Here is a 22,855-nt window from a genome sequence, read left to right as displayed (position 1 = left end):
CTGCATGCGGTGCTGCTATCGCGAAACCTGATCAACGCGCGAGGCTCGCAGCTTCGACTCTCGCTGCAGCCTCAATGCGGTAACTGCGCGGTATGACTGACGAGCGGGCCCTCGCTCTCTGCCGGCGGGGATACAGGCTCGTCCGCAATCATCCGGCCATGTTCCATCGAAATCTTGCGATTGCACACGCGCGCGACCAGCGACGGATCGTGTGACGCGACGACCAGCACCGACGCCTTGCCAACGAGGCTCTCCAGACGCTCCGCAGCCTTGATGCTGAACTCCGCGTCGCCTACGCTCAGCCACTCGTCCATGATCAGGATGTCGGCTTCGACGCTCGTAGAAATCGCGAACGCAAGGCGCAGCATCATGCCGCTCGAATAGGTGCGCACCGGCAGGTTCAGGTAGTCGCCCAGTTCGCTGAAATCCGCGATTTCGTCGATCTTGCTGCGGATACGCGCAGGCTTCAGCCCATCGAGAATGCCGCGTAGATAGATGTTTTCGAAGCCGGTCGCATCAGGGTCGAGGCCCATCGACACGTCCAGCAGCGAAGCAATTTTTCCATGCACCTTCAGTTCGCCACGCACCGGCGCGTATACACCCGACAGCGTGCGCAAAAGCGTGGTCTTGCCCGAGCCGTTGTGCCCGACGAGGCCCACGCGATCACCTTCTGTAAAGCTGAAGGTAAGGTCGTCGATCGCCTTGACGATCGCATGGCGTCCTGCGTCCTGGCCGATGCGGCCACCCGTCGTAAGGTTGAGCACCGCTTTTTTCAGCGAGCGATGGGAGTTCTCGTAAATCGGAAATTCGACGGAGATGTTACGAGCGACAATCGATGAAGAACTCACAATATCAAAGCCAGTAAGGAACGCGATTACGGAAACGCTTCATCAGGAACTGTGCGAATGCAAAGCCGACGACCAGCAGGCCGATCGACCAGGCCCACGACTCCCAATGAGTAGGACGGCCGGTGAGCGGCGCGCGAACCGTTTCGATCAGATGATAGAGCGGGTTGTAATCGGCGATCCAGCCCCGCTCCTTGAGAATTTCCGGCGACCACATGACCGGCGTGAAAAAGAAGACGACCTGAATGAGATTGGTGACGATGGGCGGAATGTCGCGAAAACGCGCGCACAACACGCCTAGTGTGACCCCGAGCCATACGCCGTGCAGCAAGAGGATACCGAGCGCGAACGGCACCAGCAGAAATTCCCAGCCCGGCCAGCGCCCGAAAGCGAGCAGCAACACCACCACCACCGGCAAACTGTGCAAAAGGATCACGAAGTTGCGCCACGCTATGCGGCATACGTGCACGGTAAGCGGCAGACGGATCTGCTTGATCAGATACGCCGCGCCGATGAACGCCAGACAGCCTTCGTTGGCCACCGACGCGAGATACGCCCAGACCACGAGGCCGACCGCGAGGTACGGCAGGTAGTCGGAGATTTCCTGGTGCAGCAGCGTGGAGTACAACGCGCCGAGTACGACCACCATGATGATCGTGCTCAACGTGAACCAGAACGGCCCAAGCACCGAACGGCGATAGCGTTGACGGATGTCGTGCCAGCCGAGCGTGCCCCACACGCGCACCGACTTCATACCGACGATCAGATCGTCGTTTTGCGTGTGCCGCGTGAGGTCTTCACTACTATCGTTGATAAAGGTGATGTCCATCTCAAGTACGTCCGTAAATGTCTTCAAAGCGGACGATGTCGTCTTCGCCCAGATATTCGCCGCTTTGCACTTCGATCATCACGAGCTCGACGACGCCCGGATTCTCGAGGCGGTGCTTGTGCCCCGCCGGAATATAAGTGGACTCATTGGTCGACACGAAGAATTCCTTTTCGCCGTTGACGACCTTGGCCATGCCGCTCACGACCACCCAATGTTCGTTGCGGTGGTGATGCATCTGCAAGCTCAGACTTGCGCCCGGCTTGACCTCGATGCGCTTGATCTTGAACCGCGGGCCTTCCTCGAGCACCGAGTAGGTGCCCCACGGCCGGTGCACCGTGCGATGCAGCTTGTACGCTTCATGCCCACGCGCTTTCAGTTCCGCGAAAATCTGCTTGACGTCCTGAGCCCGGTCTTTGCTTGCGAGCAGCAGCGCATCGGGCGTGTCGATCACGATCAGATCCTCCACGCCCACAGCGCCGATCAGGCGGTTGCCGCCACGCACATAGCAGTTCTTCACGTCGAACAGCAGTGCTTCGCCCTCCACGCGGTTGCCGCTCGCGTCTGCCGGCGAAAGGTCGCTGAGTGCCGTCCATGAACCGACGTCGGTCCAGCCAATGTCGCAACGCACGACCGCGGCGTGCTCGCACTTCTCCATCACCGCATAGTCGAACGAGACGTCGGGCACAGCGCCGAAACAGCCCGGTTCGAGCCGGATCTGCGCGGCGCCGTCCGGCCCTTGCGCCGACGGCGAAGCCTTCATGCACTCCGCTGCGGCACTCAGTATCTCGGGGCAGTGTTGCTGCATCTCCTTGAGAATAGTGCGCGCGGTGAAACAGAACATGCCCGAATTCCAGACGAACTTGCCGGATGCCAGGTACTCGCGTGCTTTTTCGAGCGATGGTTTTTCAACGAAACGCACGACCTTCTCGCCGTCCGCCTCGATATAGCCGTAGCCCGTCTCAGGTGTTTGCGGCTGCACGCCGAAGGTGACCACCTTGCCGGCCTCGGCCAGCTTCTGCGCTGCTCCTACGGCCTTCGCGAACGCCGCCTGATCCGCGATCAGATGATCGGCGGCCAGCACCAGCATGACGGTTTGATCGCCGTGCGTTTTGGCCGTATGGAGCGCCGCCGTTGCAACGGCAGCAGCCGTATTGCGGCCAAACGGTTCAAGAATGAACGAGGTCGCGCAGCCATTCGCGTTCACCTCGCGGAAATCGTCTTCCGTCTTGAAGAACAGCTCGCGATTGGTTACCGTCAGCACTTCCTTCACGCCGGGCAATGACACAGCGCGTAGGAAAGCCTTCTGCAAAAGGCTTTCCCCGTCCGCGAGACGGATAAACGGTTTCGGGTGCGACTCGCGCGAGACGGGCCACAGTCTCGAACCCGCCCCGCCACACAGAATGATCGGCAACAAACTCACAGGCACCCCTTCAATACCGTATTTATTACTTGGCCGCTTTGCGGCAAGCCTGACAGGCATGCCGCGCCACAGCCCGGCGCGATCGTCGGCAGACGTTCTGCACAACACATGTTTCAGGCGCGAGGAAGCGTCACACGACGGTCAATATTCTACCCTCGCCCTCTTTCCGTATTGTCAGCCAGCGTGGGCTCGGGGACGAGCGTGCTGCAAACGGCAACCCATAACCCGGCGCCCTTGACGAGCAGCGCCACCAGCTTGCGCAGCGGCGTCAGGGGCGCGTGGCAGGCGACTTCGGGAACCCGTCAGTCAAACACAGCTTCAACGCATCGCGCCAATGCGGCGCGGCGAGCCCGAAGGCCTGTGCAAGCTTCTCATTCGACATGCGCGAGTTGGAAGGTCGCCTGGCCGGCGTCGGATACTCGGCGGCAGGAATGGGCAGCGTGCTGGGCCGATGGGGCAGGTCCGCAAGCTCGAAGATGGCCGACGCGAAACCGTGCCACGAAGTGGAGTCGCCGGCGCACAGGTGATAGACGCCCGAACGCTCTTGCCACCACGAGGCGTTGTCTTGCGCCGCCAACGACTGCGCAGCGATATGCGCGGTAAGCGTCGCAATCGTGTTGCACCAGGTGGGCGCGCCGAACTGGTCAGCGACGACTTTCAGCTCAGGCCGCTCGGCGCCGAGCCGCAGCATGGTGAGCAGAAAATTCTTGCCACGCGTGCCATAGACCCAGCTTGTGCGCAACACCAGGTGATTCACGCCGGTTGCCGCAATGGCCTGTTCGCCGGCTAGCTTGGTTCGGCCATACGCGTTCTGCGGATTCGTCGAATCGCTTTCGACATAAGCATCCTGCTTTTCTCCGTCGAACACGTAATCCGTCGAATAGTGGATCAGCGCAGCACCGAGCTTCTTCGCTTCCTCCGCGAGCACGCCCGGCGCTTCGCCGTTGATGCGCATTGCAAGTTCCGGCTCCTGTTCTGCCTTGTCCACCGCCGTGTAGGCCGCGGGATTGACGATCAACGCAGGCTTCAGATCGCGAACCACGGCGCGAATCTGGTCAGGATTCGACAGGTCGAGCGTCGACCGGTCCACCGCAACTGCGCTGCCAAGCCCTTGCAGCGTGCGAGCAAGCTCATAGCCGACCTGCCCGTTGACGCCGGTGACGAGAATCGTCCGCTTGCCATTCTGTGCACTCATGCGGCGGCCCCTTATGCGTAGACTTCTGCGTCACCCAACCGCTTACCCGCCGCGTCCTTCGCCGCAAGCAGCGGCTCGAAGTCGATAGGCCACTCGATACCAATTGCCGGATCGTTCCAGACGATGCTGCGCTCGTGCTCGGGAAACCAGTAGTCGGTAGTCTTATACAGAAACTGGGCGGACTCGGACAGCACCACAAAGCCGTGCGCAAACCCAGGCGGCACCCACAGTTGCCGATGGTTCTCCACCGACAGCGTCACTCCCACCCACTTCCCGAAATTCGGCGAACTCTTGCGAATGTCCACGGCGACGTCGAACACCTCGCCTTCCACCACGCGCACCAGCTTGCCTTGCGCATGCTGAATCTGATAATGCAGGCCGCGCAGCACGCCCTTAGCGGAGCGCGAATGATTGTCCTGCACGAACGTCACGCCGGGCTCGACATGCTCCGCGAACTCCACGGCATTGAAACTCTCATAGAAATAGCCGCGCGCATCGCCGAACACCTTCGGCTCGATGATCTTGACTTCAGGAAGCGCCGTAGCGGTTACTTGGATGGCCATGCGACTTGGTCCGTAAGAATGTTTTGCAGATACTTGCCATAGGCGTTTTTCGCGAGCGGCGCGGCGAGCGCGAGCAACTGCTCGGCGCCGATCCACTGCCGGCGATACGCGATTTCCTCGGGACAGGCGACCACGAGGCCCTGGCGCTTCTGCAAGGTCGCAATGAACGTGGCGGCTTCGATCAGCGAATCGTGCGTGCCCGTGTCGAGCCACGCATAACCGCGACCCATGATCTCGACGTTCAACGCAGCGTTGGCGAGGTAACGCGAATTGACGTCGGTGATTTCCAGCTCGCCGCGCGGCGACGGCTTGATGTCCGCCGCGATGTCGCAGACCTGCTTGTCGTAGAAGTACAGGCCCGTAACCGCGTAGTTCGAACGCGGTTTGGCAGGCTTTTCCTCGATCGACAAGGCGCGGAACTGCTTGTCGAACTCGACCACGCCATAGCGCTCCGGATCGTGCACGTGGTAGGCAAACACGGTCGCGCCTTCGGCCTGATTGTTGGCGCGCTCGAGCTGCTTCGCGAGATCGTGGCCGTAGAAAATGTTGTCGCCGAGAATCAGCGCCGACGGATCGTTGCCGACAAACTCGCGCCCGATAATGAACGCCTGCGCAAGACCGTCCGGCGAAGGCTGAACCGCGTACTGAATGTTCATGCCCCACTGGCTGCCGTCGCCGAGCATGGCTTCAAAGCGTGGCGTGTCCTGCGGCGTGGAGATGATCAGCACGTCGCGAATACCCGCCACCATCAGCGTGGAAAGCGGGTAGTAGATCATCGGCTTGTCGTACACCGGCAGCAGTTGCTTGGAGACGACATGCGTGATCGGATACAGCCGCGTGCCCGATCCGCCCGCGAGAATAATGCCTTTGCGCGCCATGCTATGTCCTTACGCGCGCTGCGCGTAGTTTGTCTCAACCCACTTGCGGTACTCGCCCGAAGCGACTTCGTCAGACCACGCCTGATTGTCGAGATACCACTGGACCGTCTTGGCCAGACCCGTCTCGAAGGTTTCCGCCGGCTTCCAGCCGAGTTCGCGTTCGAGCTTGCGCGCGTCGATTGCGTAACGGCGGTCGTGGCCCGGGCGGTCCTTCACGTAAGTGATCTGGTCGCGGTACGAACCCGCCGCTTTCGGACGAAGCTTGTCGAGCAGATCGCACAGCGTATGCACGACCTCGAGGTTCTTCTTTTCGTTCCAGCCGCCCACGTTGTACGTCTCGCCCGGCACACCGCGCACGAGCACTTCGCGAATGGCGCTGCAATGGTCGCCCACATACAGCCAGTCGCGCACGTTCTGCCCGTCGCCGTACACCGGCAGCGGCTTGCCGCCGAGGGCGTTGGCGATCATCAGCGGAATAAGTTTTTCGGGGAACTGGTACGGACCGTAGTTGTTCGAGCAGTTCGTGGTCAGAACCGGCAGGCCGTACGTGTGATGGTACGCGCGCACGAGGTGGTCCGAACCCGCCTTGGTGGCCGAATACGGGCTATTGGGCGCGTACGGCGTGGTTTCGGAGAATTGCGGATCGGTTGCGGAAAGCGAGCCGAACACTTCGTCGGTCGAAACATGCAGGAAGCGGAACGCGGCCTTGTCGGCCTCGCCGAGCGTGTTCCAGTAGCTTCGCGCGGCTTCAAGCAGCGTAAAGGTGCCCACGACGTTGGTCTGCACGAAATCGGCGGGACCGTGTATCGAACGGTCCACGTGGCTTTCGGCGGCGAAGTGCAGCACGGCGCGCGGCTTGTGCTCGGCAAACAGGGCGTCCATGGCAGCGCGGTCGCAAATGTCTGCGCGCACGAAAACATGCTTCGGGTTGCCCTGTTGCGACTTGAGCGTGCCGAGATTGCCGGCATAGGTCAGCTTGTCGACGTTCAGCACCGCTTCGTCCGACGTATTTAGCCAGTCGAGCACGAAATTGGCGCCGATAAAGCCGGCACCGCCCGTTACCAGAATCATGAAATTCCCTTCCAGATGTCGGCGAAGCGCCGGCATCGCTCTGCCGGCCCGCTCGCCACGCGTTGTGGAGTCTGATTGTTTCGGCGCCCGCGGCCTGTACCCAGTACGCAGACGCTCAGACGCCAATCTTATGAAGCCCAGATTATAAAGCCGCGGAGAACAAAAACTAGGACCCTAACAACTTGAAACAGCTTGACAAGCGTCGTTTCAGCTGCATTTTCCGCGATTTGGCGTGAACCGCTCATGCTCACCGAATGGCCACAGCGCATGCGTCAGGACGTCGTAAGATCGGACTCGCTGTCCGATACACGAAGCGCAGCATTGAAACGCGCTGAGGGACAGAACGGCGCGGGCCGCGCCCCGTCTGGGCCGGCGCGGATTGGGCGGACGGGCGAGCGCCAGTCCGCCTGTTTTCAGGCGGCCAGCATCCAGCGCAACGTATCCATGAACGGAATGGCCTGCACCTCTGGAACCAGCGCGCGCAGCTTCGCGGGCGACCCGGCCAGCACCTTGACGTCGGTTTGCCGCACGAATGCGGGATTGATATTCACCTGCAGCTTGTGGCCAGTCAGATCGCTTGCGGCGGACAGAATCTCGCGCAGCGTATAGGGCCTGCCCGTGCAGACGTTCACCGTCTCGCCCGTCGCGTCGGAATTGAGCAGCGCTTCGTAAGCGCGCACCACGTAACGCACGTCGGAGAAATCGCGCGCTATGTCGATATTGCCCAGCTCGATGGAGGGCTCGCGCCGCGCGAAATGCTCGACGATCTTCGGCACGAGGAAGTTGGACGCCTGCCCGCGGCCGGTGTAGTTGAACGGCCGCACAATCAGAATAGGCAGACGGTCGAACCACGTGTGCACCATCGTTTCCATGGCCGCCTTGCTCGCCGCGTAGTGATTGACCGGCGTGAGCGGAAAGCTTTCGTCGATCGCATCGCTCGTCACGTTGCCGTACACATTCGCACTGCTCGCAATCAGCGCCTTGCGCGGCGTGTGGCCGGTCGCCGCGCAAGCCTCGAGCAGATTCAGCGTGCCCAGCACGTTGACGCGGTAGAAGTCGAGCGGATCGTCATGCCCGACAAAGCTGATCGCGGCAAGATGCACGATGTAATCGGGCCGCGCGGCTTCGATCACATGCCGGCAGTTCTCCGGCGAGGTAATGTCGAGCCGCAGGCGGGTGGGTGTTTGCTCTTCGTCGCGACCGGCGAAGGTTTCGATCACGGTATGGCCGCGCTCGCGCAAGTTGTCCACCAGATAGCGGCCAGTAAAGCCGCCCGCCCCGGTGACGAGCGTGCGGACGGGTTGCTGCGCATGGAAAGACGACATGCATTCTCCGTTCACGAGGGTCATCCTGTTGTGATGCAATATCGCGCCGGTCGTTCACTGCAGGCCGATGCGTGCGCAAAAAAAGACGCTGCGTCGCCGCACGGCCCGATGCCGGCGCCGCAAACGGGCTATTATGTCACGCTCTTTTGCTGCACCGCCTCAACGCGGCACGCGCCCTGCGCCGCCGCGTGTATCGAACCGCCAACATTCTGTCGATGACACCGTCCAACGCGCCTTCCTTCGCTTCATCCACTGTGCAGCAGCGCGCCGCGCCACTCGCTTTCGGCGATCTGCAAGGTTGCCGCACGCCGTTCCAGCGCCTCTTGGCGAAGGCCGCACCGCCGGCCGACGCGCCGCTGTGGTTCGCGGGCGACCTGATCAACCGCGGCACCGAATCGCTTGCTACGCTGCGCGACATCATCGCGCTCGGCGAGCGTGCGGTGCCGGTGCTGGGCAATCATGACCTGCATCTGCTGTCGGTATCGGCGGGAATTCGCAAATCGAAAAAAGGCGACACGATCGACGAGATTCTTGCCGCGCCCGACGCCGCAGATCTGCTCGAATGGGTGCGCCACCGCCCGATTGCCCACTACGAAAACGGCATGCTGATGGTGCATGCGGGCGTGGTGCCGCAGTGGGACGTGAACCTCACACTCGAACTCGCCGACGAATTGCAGCGGGCGCTACGCGCGCCGAACTGGAAAGAAACGCTGGCGGGCCTGTACGGCAACGAGCCGAGTCTGTGGACGCCGAATCTGAAGGGCATCGAGCGGCTGCGCGTGACATGCAGCGCGTTGACGCGCGTACGCTTTTGCAATGCCGAAGGCGCAATGGACTTCAGCAGCAGCGGCGGCCTGAATGCCGCGCCGCCTGGCTGCATGCCGTGGTTCGATGTGCCGTGGCGCAAAACCGCGGACGTGACCGTGGTGTTCGGCCATTGGGCCGCGCTGGGTTTGATGTTGCGCGATAACCTGATCGGGCTCGACTCGGGCTGCGTATGGGGCGAAAAACTCTCGGCCGTGCGACTCGCGGCGCATCCCGCGGAGCGCACGCTGACTCAGGTGGACTGCGAGAACTGCCGCGCGCGCGGTGGCAACGCGACGGCGCTCTGAAGCGCTGCGTCAGACGCTCGGCGAGCGGCCCGACGGATCGACCGGTTCGATCAGCGTCTCGCCGGGCGCGTAGGGCTCACTCGGCTCCCGGATCAGCGCGCCGCTCGCCGCCGTGCCGCCCTGCATTTCACGCAGCGCGGCGGCAATCACGCCCTGCGCTTCGGCGGCCAACGCGCGGCGGTCCGCGCCCGGCGCAAGCGGCCCGCACACGTACACGTGCGCGGTCAACGGTCCGCCGCGCAGCAACAGATTGAGTGAATCAGCAAGCGACAGATCGTCGATATACGCAGGCGCCGTGGACTGCCGGCCCTGGGCGTCCTCATACATGATGCACAGCGGCTGCACCGGCACAGAGGCCGACACCGCCGCCTGAAACATGTTCGCGTGAAACGGCAGCAGCGCGAGACCGTCGGAGGTGGTGCCCTCGGGAAACACGCACATCAATTCGCCCGCGCTCAAACGGTCGGACAGCTCGTGCATGATTCGCTTCGCGTCGCTGCGTTTCTCGCGCTGGATAAACACGGTATCGAGCTGCTGCGCAAGCCAGCCGACCAGCGGCCACTGGCGAATCTCCGCCTTCGAGACAAACGGCGTCGGGCGCCACGCATTGATCACGTAGATGTCGATCCACGAAATGTGATTGGCCACCACCAGCGCGCCGCGGTCGAGCCGCGCGCCGTCGTTATGCACGACGAGGCGCATGCCGCACAGCCGCAGCATTTTCAGCGACCACGCGCGATTGAGCGCGTGACGGCGGTCCGCGTCGGCTTTCGGAAAACGCGTTGCGACGATCCACATGCCGTGCAGCAGATGCGCGATGAGACGGGCTTTGCGTAACGCGAGCTTCATGGTCGGAGCTTTTCCTGACGGGTCAATATGGGCTCGATGCGGGCACTATGCGGCGCCGGTCCTTGAATCGTGCAGCGCATTCGGGCCGCGGGATCGTCCCGCGGACTTCAGCGCTGCTCGAACGCGACGCGACCGGACACGATGGTCGCGCGCACACGCGCCGGCAGTTCATAACCGAGGAACGGCGTATTGTGCCCCTGGCTCTTCAGCGCGCGCGGCTCGACGCGCCAGTGCGCGTGACGGTCGAACACGCACAAGTCGGCCACGCTGCCGACCGCAACGCGGCCGGCGGCCTCGAGATTGAGCACTTGAGCGGGCGAGGCGGTAATCCGGTTGAGCGCTTTCGCGAGCGGCAGACCGGCTTCGTCGGCCCACTTCACCGTGAGCGACAGGAACAGCTCGAGGCCCGTCGCGCCCGGCGTGGCTTCGGCAAAGGGCAGCAGCTTTTCGTCGTCGTCGACCGGCGTGTGGTCCGAGCAGATCGCGTCGATCGTGCCGTCGACGAGGCCCGCGCGGATCGCTTCGCGATCGCGCTGCTGGCGCAGCGGCGGGTCGAGCCGGAACTGCGCGTCGAAGTAGCCGATGTCCAGATCGATCAGATGCACGTGATTCACCGTGACGTCGCACGAAACCGGCAGACCCTCGGCCTTGGCCGCGCGCACGAGCGCAATACCCGCCGCCGACGACACGTGCGACAGATGCACCCGCGCCCCCGTCACGCGCACGATTTCGAAGATGGTATGCAGCGCGATGGTTTCAGCGGCGACAGGCACGCCGGAAAGACCGAGGCGCGACGCGAGCGCACCGCTCGCGGCCACGCCGCCCTTGCCGAGATACGCGTCCACCGGACGCAGCCAGACCGTGAAGCCATAGGTTTTCGCGTATTGCAGCGCTCGCATCAGCACCTGCGTATCGACCACCGGCGCGTCGGCCTGCGAAAAGCCGATGCAGCCCGCCTCGGTCAGCTCGACCATTTCGGTGATCACCTGGCCTTTCAGGCCGACCGTCAACGCGCCGAGCGGGTACACGTGCGCCTGATCCAGATTGCGCGCGCGGAATTTGAGCATCTCGACGAGGCCGGGTTCGTCCAGCGTCGGATCGGTGTCCGGCGGACACACGAGGCTCGTTACGCCGCCTGCAAGCGCCGCGGCCATCTCGGATTCGAGCGTGGCCTTGTGTTCGTAGCCCGGCTCGCGCAGACGCGCGGACAGATCGACGAGACCGGGCGCGATGTGCAAGCCGCGCGCGTCGATGGTTTGCGTCGCCTCGAAATCAGCGGGCGCGTTGCCGAGCGCGACGATCTTGCCCGCCGCGATGAAAATGTCCTGCTGCTGTTCGGTGCCTGCTGCCGGATCGATCAGCGTGCCGCCTTGAATATGAATCTTCATGCGCTGCCTTTTTGTTTCAGCCGGTTTGGCCAGATTGTGCGTTGTTCGCCGCGTGTGCGCGGTTCGTGCGGGTGGTTTGCGCGAGGCGGGCTGGCTCTGGCCACGCATCCGTCCCTGATCAGTCGCTGCTCAATCGTTATTGCCCGCGACAATGCCCATCACCGCCATGCGCACCGCAATGCCGAACGTCACCTGATTCAGGATCACGGACTGCGGACCGTCCGCGACCTGCGAGTCGATCTCGACTCCGCGGTTCATCGGGCCCGGGTGCATCACGATTGCGTCCGGCTTCGCCAGCGCGAGCCGCTCGGCCGTAAGGCCCCAGCTCTTGAAATACTCCTGTGCCGAGGGCAGCAGCGCGCCGCTCATGCGCTCGTTCTGCAGACGCAGCATGATGATCACGTCAACGTCTTTCAGCCCTTCGTCCAGGTTGTGGAACACGCGCACGCCCATCTGTTCGAGGCCACCCGGCAGCAGCGTGCGCGGGCCGATGGCGCGCACTTCGGGCACGCCGAGCGTGGTGAGCGCATGAATGTCCGAGCGCGCGACCCGCGAATGCAGAATGTCGCCGACAATCGCCACACGCAGATTCGTGAAGTCCTTTTTGTAGTGGCGGATCGTGTACATGTCGAGCAGCCCCTGCGTGGGGTGCGCGTGACGGCCGTCACCGGCATTGATCACATGCACGTGCGGCGCGCAGTGCTGCGCGATCAAATACGGCGCGCCGCTCGACGCATGACGCACGACGAACATGTCGGCGTGCATGGCCGACAGGTTGTTGATCGTATCCAGCAGCGATTCGCCCTTGCTCGTCGACGATGCATTGATGTTCAGATTCAGCACATCCGCGGACAAACGTGTGGCCGCAATCTCGAACGTGGTGCGCGTGCGCGTGGAGTTTTCGAAGAACAGATTGAACACCGACTTGCCGCGCAGAAGCGGCACCTTCTTCACCTCGCGATCCGTCACGCTGACGAACTGGCTCGCGGTGTCCAGAATGTGATTGACGATTGCCTTCGGCAAACCCTCGATCGACAACAGATGTTTGAGCTCGCCGTTTTTCGTGAGCTGCGGGTTGCCCTTCAGAAAACCATAACGGAAGCGCTCGGTGGCGCTATCGGCGGAGTCCTGCGGGGCCTGGGTGGCGGTGTTCATGATGTACCTGCTTGAAATACGGGCTTGAACGTGTGGCTGCGATGCGAAGTGCGCGTTGGGCGCTGGCTGCCGGGTGTCGCCCGGCTTACGTTTCGTGTTTTGTTGCGTGTGTTGTTTCGTGTTTTGCTGCTGGTCACTCAGGCGACGCGGCTCGCGTGGCTGGCGCGGGACCCTGCGGGCGGCGCGGCGCTTTTATCGCCTCGCCTGCCTGGTTTTCGCGCCGCACTTGCCACGCTGCTAGATGCCGCAAGAGCTGCAACCTCGCTGCCCGATTAGCCGTAGCACTTAATCAACGCGTGCTTCGGTGTGAAACGTGAACCGCGTCTCGCCCGCGCCGGCGCTTTCGTCGCGCGCGAGCACGAGCGTGGCGTCCGCGGGTACCTCCACCACCCCGCCGACGAAGCGCGCCGCCACCGGCAACTCGCGTCCGCCGCGGTCGGCGAGCACCGCCAGTTCAACCGCCGCCGGGCGGCCATAGTCGTACAGCTCATTGAGCGCTGCGCGAATCGTGCGGCCGGTGTACAGCACATCGTCGACGAGCACGATGCGCCGGCCGTCGACGGAAAACGGCAGCGAGGTCGGGCTTGCCTGTGCGTGCAGGCCCTTCTTCGCGTAGTCGTCGCGATGCAGCGCGACATTGACGACGCCGAAGCTCGCCAGATTCAGGTCGCGCGCAAGCCGCTCGGCAAGCCACGCGCCACCGCTGTAAATGCCGGCAAGCGCGGCGCCGGCGCCGCCCTCGACCGCACCGAGCTTCTCGCCATAGGCAGAGCGGATCTGATCGAGCAGCGCGCGATATAGCGCTTCGGCGTCAATGGAACTCATGGTTGTCGGAAAGTCCGTCAAGATATTGCTGAAGGATGATGCTGGCGGCTTCTGCGTCGAGCCGATCCGCGCGGCCCTTGTTGGCGCGCAGACCCGCCTCTGCCTCGACCGACGAATACCGCTCGTCGACCCATGTCACGGGTAAATTGAAACGGCCGTTCAGCTGGTTGCCAAAGCGCCTGGCGAGCTGCGTCATTTCATGCGGCGTGCCGTCCGGATGCATGGGCAAGCCGACGACGAGCGCGTCCGGCTTCCATTCGGCAATCAGCTTGCCGACTTCCGCAAAGCGATATTCGCGGCTGCGATTCTGCACGATGACGAGCGGCCGCGCGCTTTTGGTGAGCGAATTGCCGACCGCCACACCAATGCGCTTCTCGCCGTAGTCGAACGCAAGCAGCGTCGCCTCACGTGCGCGCGCCAGGCTCATGCGGCGCCTCTCATGCGTGCCCGGCCTCGCCCGACAGCATGGACAGCGAGACACCGAGCAGCGCGAGCGCAGCTTCGAAGCGCTCTTCGGCGGGCACGTCGAAGACGATTTTCGGATCGGCCTCGACCGTCAGCCAGCCGTTTTTGGATATCTCTTCTTCGAGCTGACCCGCGCCCCAGCCGGCGTGACCGAGCGTGAGCAGGAAGCGCTCAGGACCGGTGCCGCTTGCGACCGCCTCGAGCACGTCTTTCGAGGTGGTCATTTCCAGGCCGCCCGGCACGGACATGGACGACGTGTAGGTATTGCCGTCTTTCGGATCGTGCAGCACGAAGCCGCGCTCGGTTTGCACCGGACCGCCGAAGTACACCGGAACGTGAAGAAGAGGCTCGATTTCGAGCTTGAGGTCGATGCGACTGAAGAGCGCTTGCAGGTCGATGTCGGTCGGCCGGTTGATCACGAGGCCGAGCGCGCCGCGCTCACTGTGATCGCAAAGGTAAACCACCGTTCCGGAAAACGTCGGATCGGCCATGTTAGGCATGGCGATCAGGAACTGGTTGGTCAGATTGATGCGATCGGTACTCTTGGACATAGTTCGGATTTTAGCAAAGACGATGCAGGATGGCGGGCTTTGAGCGTGGAGCGGCGACGTGGATCATGAAAGCGCACCGCGAGCCATCTACGGCGAATCATATTGCACTCTATCACGCACGCGGCCCTCGCCATGCCGCGTGTTCAGCCGCGCGCCGGTTCTATGGCGCCCGGCTTGGCGAGCCCGCTGCGCAGGGTTAGCGGGCTCGCGTCAGTGGCGCTCTTCGATGGTGCGCTGATTGTGCGTTACGGCCTTTGGCGAAGCCGCTTTTGCGTCACTGCTTGTGCGCTGCAGCTTGTTCGTCGCTGCTTGTGTGGTGCTGCTTGTGCGTCGCTCCTTGTGTGCTGCTGCTTGTGCGTCGCTCCTTGTGCGCTGCTGCTTGTACGCTGCTACTTTGCGTCACTGCTTGTTCTTCGCTGCTTGTGCGTCACCGCTTGTTCGTCGCTGCTTGTGGGTCGCTGCCTGTACGCCGGGGCCTGTACACGGCTGCCTGTACGCCGCCGGTTCGCATCTTCTCGGGCCGCTGAGACACTGCTTACACGTCGCTGAGCCGCTGAGCCGCTGAGTCGCCGTCGAGTCGCCTCCTCTGGCGCCTTTTCCATGCCGCTCGTTCCCGCGGCGGCGCGCGTTTGAAGCTACCGCATAGCCGCAATGATCCACGTTCAAGCACCAGCTATGCACCCGTCACGCGCCGCCCTGCTCGATCGCCCGCGTCAGCGCGGCCAGCGCTGCGCCGCTCGCCGGCGGCGCCACGCCCGCCGCCACCTTGTGCAGCGTCGCCCGCAACGCCTCGGCGGCTTGTTCCAGCGCACTGGCCGCAGGAGCGTCGACAATCACATGCGCGCGCACCGCAGGCGTCGAGACGCCCGCATGCGCGCGGCGGCGCCACGCGAGCCCGAGCGCATCGGCCAGCAACGCGACATGGCCGAGGCCGAGCGCGCAAGCCGCAGACCCGAGTCGGTACGCAGCGTCGCCCGCTTGCAGCGCTTCGCCCGGATCGGCTTTCTCGGGCTGATCGGCGGCACGCGCATGGTCGGCGAGCGCGGCGATGGCCGCATCGGCCGTCTGCAGAAAATCTTCGTAGGCATGCGCATTGACGCTCAGCACGCCGAGTTCGCGCGTCAGCGAAGTACGGGCGCTGAACGACTGCGCTTCGACCGCGCCTGCTTCCCACAGCATTTCGGATGCCTGGGTGCCCGCGACGTGCCAGTCGACCGTCAAGCCGTAGTCGTGCAGCACCTCGACCTGGTCGGCGTCTTCGGCGGCCGCGCCGAACAGCGCATAGTCGCGCCACAGCAGCGCCAGCGTGGCCCGCACGAGCGAGCGCTGCGCGCGCTCGATGCCGCGCGCATGCTCGGCGAGCGCGAGATTGCAGCGCGCGTAAAAGCGGCGCGCGTCCGGCTCGCCCGCCGCGCGCCCGCTGACTCGCAACGCGCGCGCACACGCCTTCGCGAGACGCCAGAAATCGTAGGGATCAGGGCCGGCCAGTTCCGTGAACACCGCGTCGAGTTCGTCCAGCGCGGCTTCGGTGGCCGCGCGCGCCGCCATGCTGCCGCTGTCGGGTTGCGAGCGCAGCACGGGCAGCAGCGCCCTTTCGTAGCGCGCCCGCAAATGAGCCAGTTGCTCGGCCGGCTGCACATGAAAGGACACGGGCGGCACGGGCCGCGCGGTCAGCGCGAGATCTTCGAACGCAACGGGGGATGCCGCCGTCTGCTCGCCCAGATCGGCGCACAGCACTCGGTAATGGTCGAAGAGCGTGGGCGAGCAGGCCAGCTCGCGAAGATTGTGACGCTCGAGCGCCGCCCGGAAATCGCGCAGCGCCGTCCCAAAACCGGGCCGCACGCTCTCGGCCTCGGCGGGATCGCCCGCGGCCAGCGGCGAGAGGCGCACCAGCACGTCGGCGAAACGCGTGGCGCTCAACCAGCCGGCGCTGCGCAGTGCGTGCGAGGCGCGCACCAGCGCGGTGGTGCAGCCGGTGTGCTGCTCGAAGGCCAACAGCGCCTCCGCCAGCGCAAGTTCCGCGGGACGGACAGCGCCGCCGCGCGGGTTAGGCAAGGCGTCGAAGGAAACTGGGGCTGCGGATCGAAGAGTCATGAGTGGGCGACAGAAAGTCGGCGGGCCGCCGTTGGGCGCCGCGCGCAGACTGAGCGCCTCACGCGCGAACCGGCCACTGAACGATGACAAACACGCAATGAGAAATGCGCCACGCCAAACACGCAACAACCGATGCGCGGATGACGCGACCGCACTGACGAATGCTGAACGACCGGCGCTGAGCGACCAATGCGCCGCAACGACCGGGCAATCTCAGCTTACGGTTGCGACACCGCCGATACGGCGACGTTCCGGCGCGATGCCACAGCCGGCCGCGCGCCGCCGGCCGCCAACCGGCTTCAGATCTGGACCATCTCGAAGTCTTCCTTGCGCGCGCCACACTCCGGGCATGTCCAATTGATGGGAACGTCCTCCCAGCGCGTGCCCGGCGCAATGCCTTCGTCCGGCAAACCGGCCTCTTCGTCGTAAATCCAGCCGCAAATCAGGCACATCCAGCTTTGATATTCCATTCTTGTGTCGCGTTGTGAAGTCCGGGGAAACGGGAGCCATGATGGTACCGTGTTGCCGCCCCCATGCCTAGCAATGGCAAACGCCCAGTCCGGCCCGGCAACGGGCGCCCGCAAGACCGGGCGAGGAGCGGCCGCATCCGGTGCGGCGTCGCGCCACAGCGTGGCCGCGCAAGGCGGAGCGCACCGTCACGATGCGAAAAAACGCCCCCGCGCCGGTTTAGGCCGCATAATTGAGCCGATTGCACACTCAGTGCGCCAAAACATTGCTCCTTTTATATCTTCATGCCCAGCGACACGCCTCCGATCGTCCTCACCTTCGGCCTTTCCGATCCCACCGGTGGCTCCGGCCTGCAAGCCGACCTGATGACCCTTGCCAGCATGGGCTGTCATGGCGTCTCCGTGCTCACCGGCTACACCGTGCGCGATTCGGCAACATGCGACGAGGTCAACGGGCTCGACCCGGAAGTGGTGGCGACTCAGGCGCGCATGCTGCTCGAGGACATGCCGATCGCGGCGTTCAAAGTCGGCGCCTGCACGCGCGCCGAAGTAGTGAGCGCGATTGCCGAGGTGGTGGCCGATTACGACGACATTCCGCTGATTCTGGCTCCCGACTTCACGCTCGACGACGAACACGTGCTGGCCGCCGACGAACTGCGCGAAGCTATCGCCGATCTGCTTGCGCCACAAACCACCTTGCTGGTCGCCGATGCGACCACGTTGCTCGCACTTGCCCAGCCCGACGGCGACGCGGAAGCGCCAAGCCTCGACGCCGCCATCTCGCATCTGCTGTCGCATGGTTGCGAATACATTCTGTCCACGGAAACCGGCACGCACCGGCTCGTCAATACGCTTTTCAGCGAAGACGGCCAGTTGCGTCAGGACATGTGGGATCGCGGCAGCAACCGCCTCATGGGGATAACCGACACGCTCGGCTCGGCCATCGCGGCGCTGCTCGCCAATGGCCAGGAGCCGGCGGAGGCCGTTCGCGAAGCGCAGGAATATCTTTACCAGGCGGTACGCAGCGCGTTCCGGCCGGGTATGGGTGCATACATGCCGGACCGGTTCTTCTGGGCGCGCAGCAGCGACGACGAAACGCCACCGACCAGCGGCCAGGACGCGGCTCCCGGGGAAGCCCGGCACTAACGCGCTTTCACCTTACCGCACATTGCGCGTTTCCGGGGTCGTGGCGCGTTGTCTGTGACGGCGCGCCTTGCAGCCGTGCGGGCCGGCTGTCTCAGTTCTGACCATTCATCTGCGAACTCCCTGTAACTCGGCGCTTTTGCCGCCGGGGTCGCACCCACTCCGCGGCATAATTGGCCGCCCGCGCCTCCCCGCGGCGTAAGCGCTTTTAAATCATGTAAACAAACGTTACAACAGCCGCGCGAGCGCGCGCTAAACTTGCAGATCGTAATTCTTTACATGGTTATATGTCCGCGCCCACCTTTTTCATCCACCCGCCAAAGAGCGGGGGATCGACCGTAATCTCGTTCTTCGACCTCAACAAAGGCAAAGATCAATTCGTTGTGTTCGAGTGGGATAGAGAAGGCTGGGACAACTGCCGCAACAGATTACTCGAAACGCATATTGGCGGGGGTCATCAATCGTATGGCATACACAGAAGTCTGAAGACTCCCCTCGCCTATTGCACCATTCTGCGCGATCCTCTTGCGCGCCAGATATCGCATTACCGGTATGCACTGAATGGAAAAAATGGTGAAGTCGCACGCGGCGCAAGTGTGTCGCCCACCGAGGCGCTCGTGCGTCGCGGCACGCTTTCACTCGACGAGTGGGTGAGCGAGTCTCTGGGCGGCAGGAATATATTCGTGCAAATGTTGAGCGGGCATTCGGCGCCGGACGAACTCAGCCTCAGTATTGCCAAAGCCAATCTCCAGCATCATTTCAGCACGGTCGGCATTTGCGAAAACATGAGCGAATTTTTACTCCGACTTTGCGCAAACACCGGATTGGAATTGCCGTTTTACTTCGAGACGAACGTAACGAGCGGTTCGTCGAAAGCACACGGCTCGTTGGCCGAAAGCGCGAAACAGAAATTCATTGACGACAATCGCCTCGATTACGAGCTATTCGAGTATGTCAGGCGCGAAATCCGCACCGACACCCACCGGTCAGGCAGCGTATTCACGAAAGCCCTTGAACTGGTCGACAAGATCCAGTCCGAGATCAATCAACTTGAAAATCCGCACCTGCATAAGTCGGTAGTGTTCGGATTCGACGAAGCCTTTCTCGCCCAGGTACATGGCGTGATCGGCCGTTTCGACCTTGCACCGATCAACGAATACCTGCAGTTCGCGCGGACCGCCGCGCAAACGCTTGCGGACATGTACGACGGGTTTGTCGACTCGGTGCGCGATGGTGTCGTCTCCGGCTGGGCCGTGAACCTTAGCCGTCCGGAACAAAAGGTGCTGCTTGAAGTGCGCGTCGGCAGCGAAGTCATTGCGCGCGGCTCAAGCGGCGAGCCTCGGCCAGACGTAGCCAACGCGGGCTACCCCAGTGCCAACGCCGGCTTTTCGATCGCTTTGCCGCCGGGCACGCCCGACGGCTTTCATGTCGCTCTGGCCCACTCGGCGGAGCGGCTGCACAACGCCGGCGTATGGCGCCAAGGTTGGCACTGCGTTTAAGTTCGAGGAACAGGAATGACACGACCCAGCGGCCCGGTGCAACGCTTTCGCGGCGCTATCACGCTTGCAGACAGAACGCGGATTCTTCGTCAGAAGCCGGTTACGATCTGGCTCACGGGCCTTTCGGGCGCGGGCAAGTCGACCATTGCGTTCGAACTCGAGCGGCAACTCGTGGCGCAAGGGCATGCCTGCTACGTGCTCGACGGCGACAACGTGCGCCACGGCCTCGGCAGCGACCTCGGCTTCGACCCGCACGACCGCCACGAAAACATCCGTCGCGTGGCGCATGTCGCGCAGTTGATGAACGACGCCGGCCTCATTGTCATCACGGCACTGATTTCGCCGATGCACGCTGACCGCGCGATGGCGCGCGACATTATCGGCGCCGGCAATTTTATCGAGACCTACCTGTCGGCATCGGTCGCAACCTGCGCGCGCCGCGACCCGAAGGGGCTCTACGCGAAAGCGCTGGCCGGCGAAATCCCAGCGTTCACCGGCGTTTCGGCGCCGTATGAAACGCCGCTGGATCCCGAGCTCGTTATCGACACCGCCACGTTAACGCCGAGCGACAGCGTGGCCGGCATCTTTGGGTATCTGCGCGAACACTGTCTCGCGGTTACGGCATAACCGGTAGCTGCGCAACCGGGGCCTGCAAAAGCATGAAGCCAAAGAAAAACCCGCATTGCTGCGGGTTTTTCTTTAAGGATTTTGGGGAGGCGCACCTCGCGATGCGCTTTCCACGAGCTCCCGATTGAGCCTCTTTCGAAGTCCAACCGGGAAGCGGACACGCAATTACATGTCCATGCCCATGCCGCCCATGCCGCCGGGCATGCCGCCAGGCATCGGTGCGTCTTCCTTCGGCAGTTCGCAAACAGCGGCGTCGGTCGTCAGCAGCAGGCCTGCAACCGATGCTGCGTTTTGCAGCGCCGTGCGCGTGACCTTCGTCGGGTCCACGACACCCGCGTCAACCAGGTCGACGTACTCGCCGGTTGCTGCGTTGTAGCCGTAGTTGCCTTGACCAGCAGCAACTGCCGCCACCACGACGCTGGCTTCTTCGCCGCCGTTCGTGACGATCTGGCGCAGCGGCTCTTCCATTGCGCGCAGCACGATCTTGATACCTGCGTCCTGATCGGCGTTAGCGCCCTTCAGGCCGGCGATCGCCGTACGTGCACGGATCAGCGCGACGCCGCCGCCAGCAACGATGCCTTCTTCCACAGCTGCGCGCGTTGCGTGCAGTGCGTCTTCGACACGCGCCTTCTTTTCCTTCATTTCGACTTCGGTGGCAGCGCCAACCTTGATCACTGCAACGCCGCCTGCCAGCTTGGCAACGCGCTCTTGCAGCTTTTCGCGGTCGTAGTCCGAGGTCGCTTCTTCGATCTGCTTGCGCACTTGCTTGACGCGAGCTTCGATGTTGGCGGCTTCGCCTGCGCCGTCGATGATCGTGGTGTTTTCCTTGCCCACTTCGATACGCTTCGCCTGGCCCAGTTCAGCCAGCGTTGCCTTCTCGAGCGTCAGGCCGGTTTCTTCAGCGATGACCTGGCCGCCGGTCAGGATCGCGATGTCTTCCAGCATTGCCTTACGACGATCGCCGAAGCCCGGAGCCTTCACGGCAACGGTCTTCAGAATGCCGCGGATGTTGTTGACAACCAGCGTTGCCAGAGCTTCGCCTTCGACGTCTTCTGCGATGATCAGGAGCGGACGGCCAGCCTTGGCGACCTGTTCCAGAACCGGCAGCAGATCGCGGATGTTCGAGACCTTCTTGTCGTGCAGCAGCACGAACGGGTTCTCGAGCACGGCAACTTGCTTGTCCGGGTTGTTGATGAAGTACGGCGACAGGTAGCCGCGGTCGAATTGCATACCTTCGACAACGTCCAGCTCGTCTTGCAGCGACTTGCCGTCTTCGACGGTGATCACGCCTTCCTTGCCGACCTTGTCCATTGCTTCAGCAATGCGGTCGCCGATCGACGAGTCGCTGTTTGCCGAGATCGCGCCGACCTGCGCGATTTCCTTGTTGGTCGTGCACGGCTTGCTGATCTTGCGCAGTTCTTCGATTGCAGCCGCGACAGCCTTGTCGATACCGCGCTTCAGGTCCATCGGGTTCATGCCCGATGCGACGTACTTCATGCCTTCGCGCACGATGGACTGAGCCAGGACCGTTGCGGTCGTGGTGCCGTCACCTGCGTTGTCGCTGGTCTTGGAAGCCACTTCCTTGACCATTTGCGCGCCCATGTTCTGGAGCTTGTCTTTCAGTTCGATCTCTTTTGCGACCGACACACCGTCCTTGGTGACCGTCGGGCCGCCGAAGCTGCGTTCCAGGACAACGTTGCGACCCTTCGGACCCAGCGTGACCTTCACAGCGTTCGCGAGGATGTTCACGCCTTCGACCATCTTGGCACGGGCGGAATCACCGAATACGACGTCTTTAGCTGCCATCTTCTAACTCCTTGAATTCTTGAGATATAACCGGGGAAGTAGCGGCTTTGCGCTTACTTCTGCACCACGGCCATGATGTCTTCTTCGCGCATGACCAGCAGTTCATTGCCGTCGACCTTGACGGTCTGGCCTGCGTACTTGCCGAACAGAACGCGGTCGCCAACCTTCACGTCGAGGGCGATTGCTGCGCCCTTATCGTCACGCTTGCCCGGGCCGACCGCCAGGATTTCGCCCTGATCCGGCTTTTCTGCTGCGGCTTCGGGGATCACGATGCCCGACGCGGTCTTGGTTTCTTGATCCAGACGCTTGACGATCACGCGATCATGCAAAGGACGAAGGTTCATACATACTCCTCTCTTGATTGAGACTGAAGAACGCTTGGAAAACCCGGCTGGCAGAGCCAACCGGCGAAGTTGTTAGCACTCTCGTGCAGCGAGTGCTAATTATATGGACGGGTGGTGACAAATTCAAGAAGGGATGCGGGGAGCAGCTCAGATTCATTCAATCTTGAACTTTGTTCCCCTCGGCGTGAGCTGTATGTGTGCCGGGCAACGGGAAAACATCTTGCAAGAACAAAGATCTAAGGTTTTCAAATCGCCGTGATGTGGAGCAGCCGGTGCTCCCTCGGCACTAGTTTTGACGGGCGGCACGGCAAAACGGCGCACGTCAGTGGAAACCCTGGGCAGTGGAATCAGCGGGACTGAGCCAGTGAAGACTCCGCAATGCATCATGCACGGGGCCATGCGCT

The 22,855-nt window shown here is 62.9% G+C and carries 22 protein-coding genes; 4 read left to right on the top strand and 18 right to left on the bottom strand.

The genetic code is table 11. The features are described 5' to 3' along the window. Positions 1-71: 71 nt before the first annotated feature. From F757_RS0102840 to F757_RS0102805, 8 genes are all read right to left on the bottom strand, one after another. Positions 72-848 (bottom strand): ABC transporter ATP-binding protein, encoded by a 777-nt coding sequence (locus tag F757_RS0102840; RefSeq protein ID WP_027210075.1) that lies wholly within the window; start codon positions 846-848, stop codon positions 72-74. A gap of 4 nt (positions 849-852) precedes the next feature. Next, entirely contained in the window at positions 853-1,674 is an 822-nt protein-coding gene (locus F757_RS0102835) for an ABC transporter permease (RefSeq protein ID WP_027210074.1), read from the bottom strand. Position 1,675: 1 nt separating this feature from the next. After that, the gene (locus tag F757_RS0102830; protein ID WP_027210073.1) at positions 1,676-3,094 is read right to left on the bottom strand and encodes a mannose-1-phosphate guanylyltransferase/mannose-6-phosphate isomerase; all 1,419 of its coding nucleotides are present in this window, start codon (positions 3,092-3,094) and stop codon (positions 1,676-1,678) included. 268 nt (positions 3,095-3,362) lie between these two features. Continuing rightward, positions 3,363-4,289 (bottom strand): dTDP-4-dehydrorhamnose reductase, encoded by a 927-nt coding sequence (rfbD, locus tag F757_RS0102825; protein ID WP_027210072.1) that lies wholly within the window; start codon positions 4,287-4,289, stop codon positions 3,363-3,365. Positions 4,290-4,300: 11 nt separating this feature from the next. Beyond that, positions 4,301-4,852: a dTDP-4-dehydrorhamnose 3,5-epimerase gene (rfbC, locus tag F757_RS0102820; RefSeq protein WP_027210071.1), complete on the bottom strand. Its 552-nt coding sequence runs from the start codon at positions 4,850-4,852 to the stop codon at positions 4,301-4,303. Continuing rightward, positions 4,837-5,730 carry a glucose-1-phosphate thymidylyltransferase RfbA gene (rfbA, locus tag F757_RS0102815; RefSeq protein WP_027210070.1) on the bottom strand — a complete coding sequence of 298 codons (894 nt, stop codon included), beginning with the start codon at positions 5,728-5,730 and terminating at the stop codon, positions 4,837-4,839. The genes rfbC and rfbA overlap by 16 nt, the downstream gene beginning before the upstream one ends. 9 nt (positions 5,731-5,739) lie before the next feature. After that, positions 5,740-6,801, bottom strand: coding sequence for a dTDP-glucose 4,6-dehydratase (rfbB, locus tag F757_RS0102810; RefSeq protein ID WP_027210069.1), 1,062 nt, complete (start codon positions 6,799-6,801; stop codon positions 5,740-5,742). Positions 6,802-7,214: 413 nt separating this feature from the next. Next, positions 7,215-8,126, bottom strand: coding sequence for a GDP-mannose 4,6-dehydratase (locus F757_RS0102805; protein ID WP_027210068.1), 912 nt, complete (start codon positions 8,124-8,126; stop codon positions 7,215-7,217). A 215-nt stretch (positions 8,127-8,341) separates the two neighbouring features. Between F757_RS0102805 and F757_RS0102800 the strand changes: the two genes are divergently transcribed. After that, a complete protein-coding gene (locus F757_RS0102800; RefSeq protein ID WP_027210067.1) occupies positions 8,342-9,238 on the top strand; it encodes a symmetrical bis(5'-nucleosyl)-tetraphosphatase in 897 nt (298 codons plus the stop codon). A gap of 9 nt (positions 9,239-9,247) precedes the next feature. Here the strand turns inward: F757_RS0102800 and F757_RS0102795 are convergent, their stop codons facing one another. The 8 genes from F757_RS0102795 to F757_RS0102760 form a co-directional block, all read right to left on the bottom strand. Next, a complete protein-coding gene (locus F757_RS0102795) occupies positions 9,248-10,087 on the bottom strand; it encodes a lysophospholipid acyltransferase family protein (protein WP_027210066.1) in 840 nt (279 codons plus the stop codon). A gap of 107 nt (positions 10,088-10,194) precedes the next feature. Further along, positions 10,195-11,475, bottom strand: a complete 1,281-nt coding sequence (locus F757_RS0102790; RefSeq protein ID WP_027210065.1) for a dihydroorotase — start codon at positions 11,473-11,475, stop codon at positions 10,195-10,197. A 129-nt stretch (positions 11,476-11,604) separates the two neighbouring features. Beyond that, the gene (locus F757_RS0102785; RefSeq protein ID WP_027210064.1) at positions 11,605-12,630 is read right to left on the bottom strand and encodes an aspartate carbamoyltransferase catalytic subunit; all 1,026 of its coding nucleotides are present in this window, start codon (positions 12,628-12,630) and stop codon (positions 11,605-11,607) included. A gap of 285 nt (positions 12,631-12,915) precedes the next feature. After that, a complete protein-coding gene (gene pyrR / locus F757_RS0102780; protein WP_027210063.1) occupies positions 12,916-13,455 on the bottom strand; it encodes a bifunctional pyr operon transcriptional regulator/uracil phosphoribosyltransferase PyrR in 540 nt (179 codons plus the stop codon). Then, on the bottom strand, positions 13,442-13,882 hold the full coding sequence (ruvX, locus tag F757_RS0102775; protein ID WP_027210062.1) for a Holliday junction resolvase RuvX: 441 nt from the start codon (positions 13,880-13,882) through the stop codon (positions 13,442-13,444). The genes pyrR and ruvX overlap by 14 nt, the downstream gene beginning before the upstream one ends. 10 nt (positions 13,883-13,892) lie before the next feature. Beyond that, positions 13,893-14,471, bottom strand: coding sequence for a YqgE/AlgH family protein (locus F757_RS0102770; RefSeq protein ID WP_013338356.1), 579 nt, complete (start codon positions 14,469-14,471; stop codon positions 13,893-13,895). Positions 14,472-15,155: 684 nt separating this feature from the next. Beyond that, positions 15,156-16,565, bottom strand: a complete 1,410-nt coding sequence (locus tag F757_RS0102765) for a hypothetical protein (RefSeq protein WP_027210061.1) — start codon at positions 16,563-16,565, stop codon at positions 15,156-15,158. Positions 16,566-16,864: 299 nt separating this feature from the next. Continuing rightward, entirely contained in the window at positions 16,865-17,035 is a 171-nt protein-coding gene (locus F757_RS0102760) for a rubredoxin (RefSeq protein ID WP_006047743.1), read from the bottom strand. 282 nt (positions 17,036-17,317) lie between these two features. Between F757_RS0102760 and F757_RS0102755 the strand changes: the two genes are divergently transcribed. From F757_RS0102755 to cysC, 3 genes are all read left to right on the top strand, one after another. Further along, positions 17,318-18,178, top strand: coding sequence for a hydroxymethylpyrimidine/phosphomethylpyrimidine kinase (locus F757_RS0102755; RefSeq protein WP_027210060.1), 861 nt, complete (start codon positions 17,318-17,320; stop codon positions 18,176-18,178). A gap of 284 nt (positions 18,179-18,462) precedes the next feature. Next, positions 18,463-19,674, top strand: a complete 1,212-nt coding sequence (locus tag F757_RS0102750) for a sulfotransferase family 2 domain-containing protein (RefSeq protein WP_027210059.1) — start codon at positions 18,463-18,465, stop codon at positions 19,672-19,674. Positions 19,675-19,689: 15 nt separating this feature from the next. Next, positions 19,690-20,301 carry an adenylyl-sulfate kinase gene (gene cysC, locus F757_RS0102745; RefSeq protein ID WP_027210058.1) on the top strand — a complete coding sequence of 204 codons (612 nt, stop codon included), beginning with the start codon at positions 19,690-19,692 and terminating at the stop codon, positions 20,299-20,301. 165 nt (positions 20,302-20,466) lie between these two features. Here the strand turns inward: cysC and groL are convergent, their stop codons facing one another. Continuing rightward, positions 20,467-22,107 (bottom strand): chaperonin GroEL, encoded by a 1,641-nt coding sequence (gene groL, locus F757_RS0102740; protein ID WP_027210057.1) that lies wholly within the window; start codon positions 22,105-22,107, stop codon positions 20,467-20,469. A 53-nt stretch (positions 22,108-22,160) separates the two neighbouring features. After that, on the bottom strand, positions 22,161-22,451 hold the full coding sequence (gene groES, locus F757_RS0102735) for a co-chaperone GroES (RefSeq protein ID WP_008923887.1): 291 nt from the start codon (positions 22,449-22,451) through the stop codon (positions 22,161-22,163). Positions 22,452-22,855: the final 404 nt, after the last annotated feature.

The sequence above is a fragment of the Burkholderia sp. WSM2232 genome (genome assembly GCF_000472545.1).
Classification (GTDB): Bacteria; Pseudomonadota; Gammaproteobacteria; order Burkholderiales; family Burkholderiaceae; genus Paraburkholderia.
Note: the sequence above shows the minus strand (reverse complement) of the source record. Positions and strands in the feature narration are given on the sequence as shown.

Bases quoted from the DNA above. Each gene is read 5' to 3' on its own strand.
- F757_RS0102835 (WP_027210074.1), bottom strand. From the start codon at position 1,674: ATGGACATCACCTTTATCAACGATAGTAGTGAAGACCTCACGCGGCAC.
- rfbD (WP_027210072.1), bottom strand. From the start codon at position 4,289: ATGAGTGCACAGAATGGCAAGCGGACGATTCTCGTCACCGGCGTCAAC.
- rfbC (WP_027210071.1), bottom strand. From the start codon at position 4,852: ATGGCCATCCAAGTAACCGCTACGGCGCTTCCTGAAGTCAAGATCATC.
- rfbA (WP_027210070.1), bottom strand. From the start codon at position 5,730: ATGGCGCGCAAAGGCATTATTCTCGCGGGCGGATCGGGCACGCGGCTG.
- rfbB (WP_027210069.1), bottom strand. From the start codon at position 6,801: ATGATTCTGGTAACGGGCGGTGCCGGCTTTATCGGCGCCAATTTCGTG.
- F757_RS0102805 (WP_027210068.1), bottom strand. From the start codon at position 8,126: ATGTCGTCTTTCCATGCGCAGCAACCCGTCCGCACGCTCGTCACCGGG.
- F757_RS0102800 (WP_027210067.1), top strand. From the start codon at position 8,342: ATGACACCGTCCAACGCGCCTTCCTTCGCTTCATCCACTGTGCAGCAG.
- F757_RS0102795 (WP_027210066.1), bottom strand. From the start codon at position 10,087: ATGAAGCTCGCGTTACGCAAAGCCCGTCTCATCGCGCATCTGCTGCAC.
- F757_RS0102790 (WP_027210065.1), bottom strand. From the start codon at position 11,475: ATGAAGATTCATATTCAAGGCGGCACGCTGATCGATCCGGCAGCAGGC.
- F757_RS0102785 (WP_027210064.1), bottom strand. From the start codon at position 12,630: ATGAACACCGCCACCCAGGCCCCGCAGGACTCCGCCGATAGCGCCACC.
- pyrR (WP_027210063.1), bottom strand. From the start codon at position 13,455: ATGAGTTCCATTGACGCCGAAGCGCTATATCGCGCGCTGCTCGATCAG.
- ruvX (WP_027210062.1), bottom strand. From the start codon at position 13,882: ATGAGCCTGGCGCGCGCACGTGAGGCGACGCTGCTTGCGTTCGACTAC.
- F757_RS0102770 (WP_013338356.1), bottom strand. From the start codon at position 14,471: ATGTCCAAGAGTACCGATCGCATCAATCTGACCAACCAGTTCCTGATC.
- F757_RS0102765 (WP_027210061.1), bottom strand. From the start codon at position 16,565: ATGACTCTTCGATCCGCAGCCCCAGTTTCCTTCGACGCCTTGCCTAAC.
- F757_RS0102760 (WP_006047743.1), bottom strand. From the start codon at position 17,035: ATGGAATATCAAAGCTGGATGTGCCTGATTTGCGGCTGGATTTACGAC.
- F757_RS0102755 (WP_027210060.1), top strand. From the start codon at position 17,318: ATGCCCAGCGACACGCCTCCGATCGTCCTCACCTTCGGCCTTTCCGAT.
- F757_RS0102750 (WP_027210059.1), top strand. From the start codon at position 18,463: ATGTCCGCGCCCACCTTTTTCATCCACCCGCCAAAGAGCGGGGGATCG.
- cysC (WP_027210058.1), top strand. From the start codon at position 19,690: ATGACACGACCCAGCGGCCCGGTGCAACGCTTTCGCGGCGCTATCACG.
- groL (WP_027210057.1), bottom strand. From the start codon at position 22,107: ATGGCAGCTAAAGACGTCGTATTCGGTGATTCCGCCCGTGCCAAGATG.
- groES (WP_008923887.1), bottom strand. From the start codon at position 22,451: ATGAACCTTCGTCCTTTGCATGATCGCGTGATCGTCAAGCGTCTGGAT.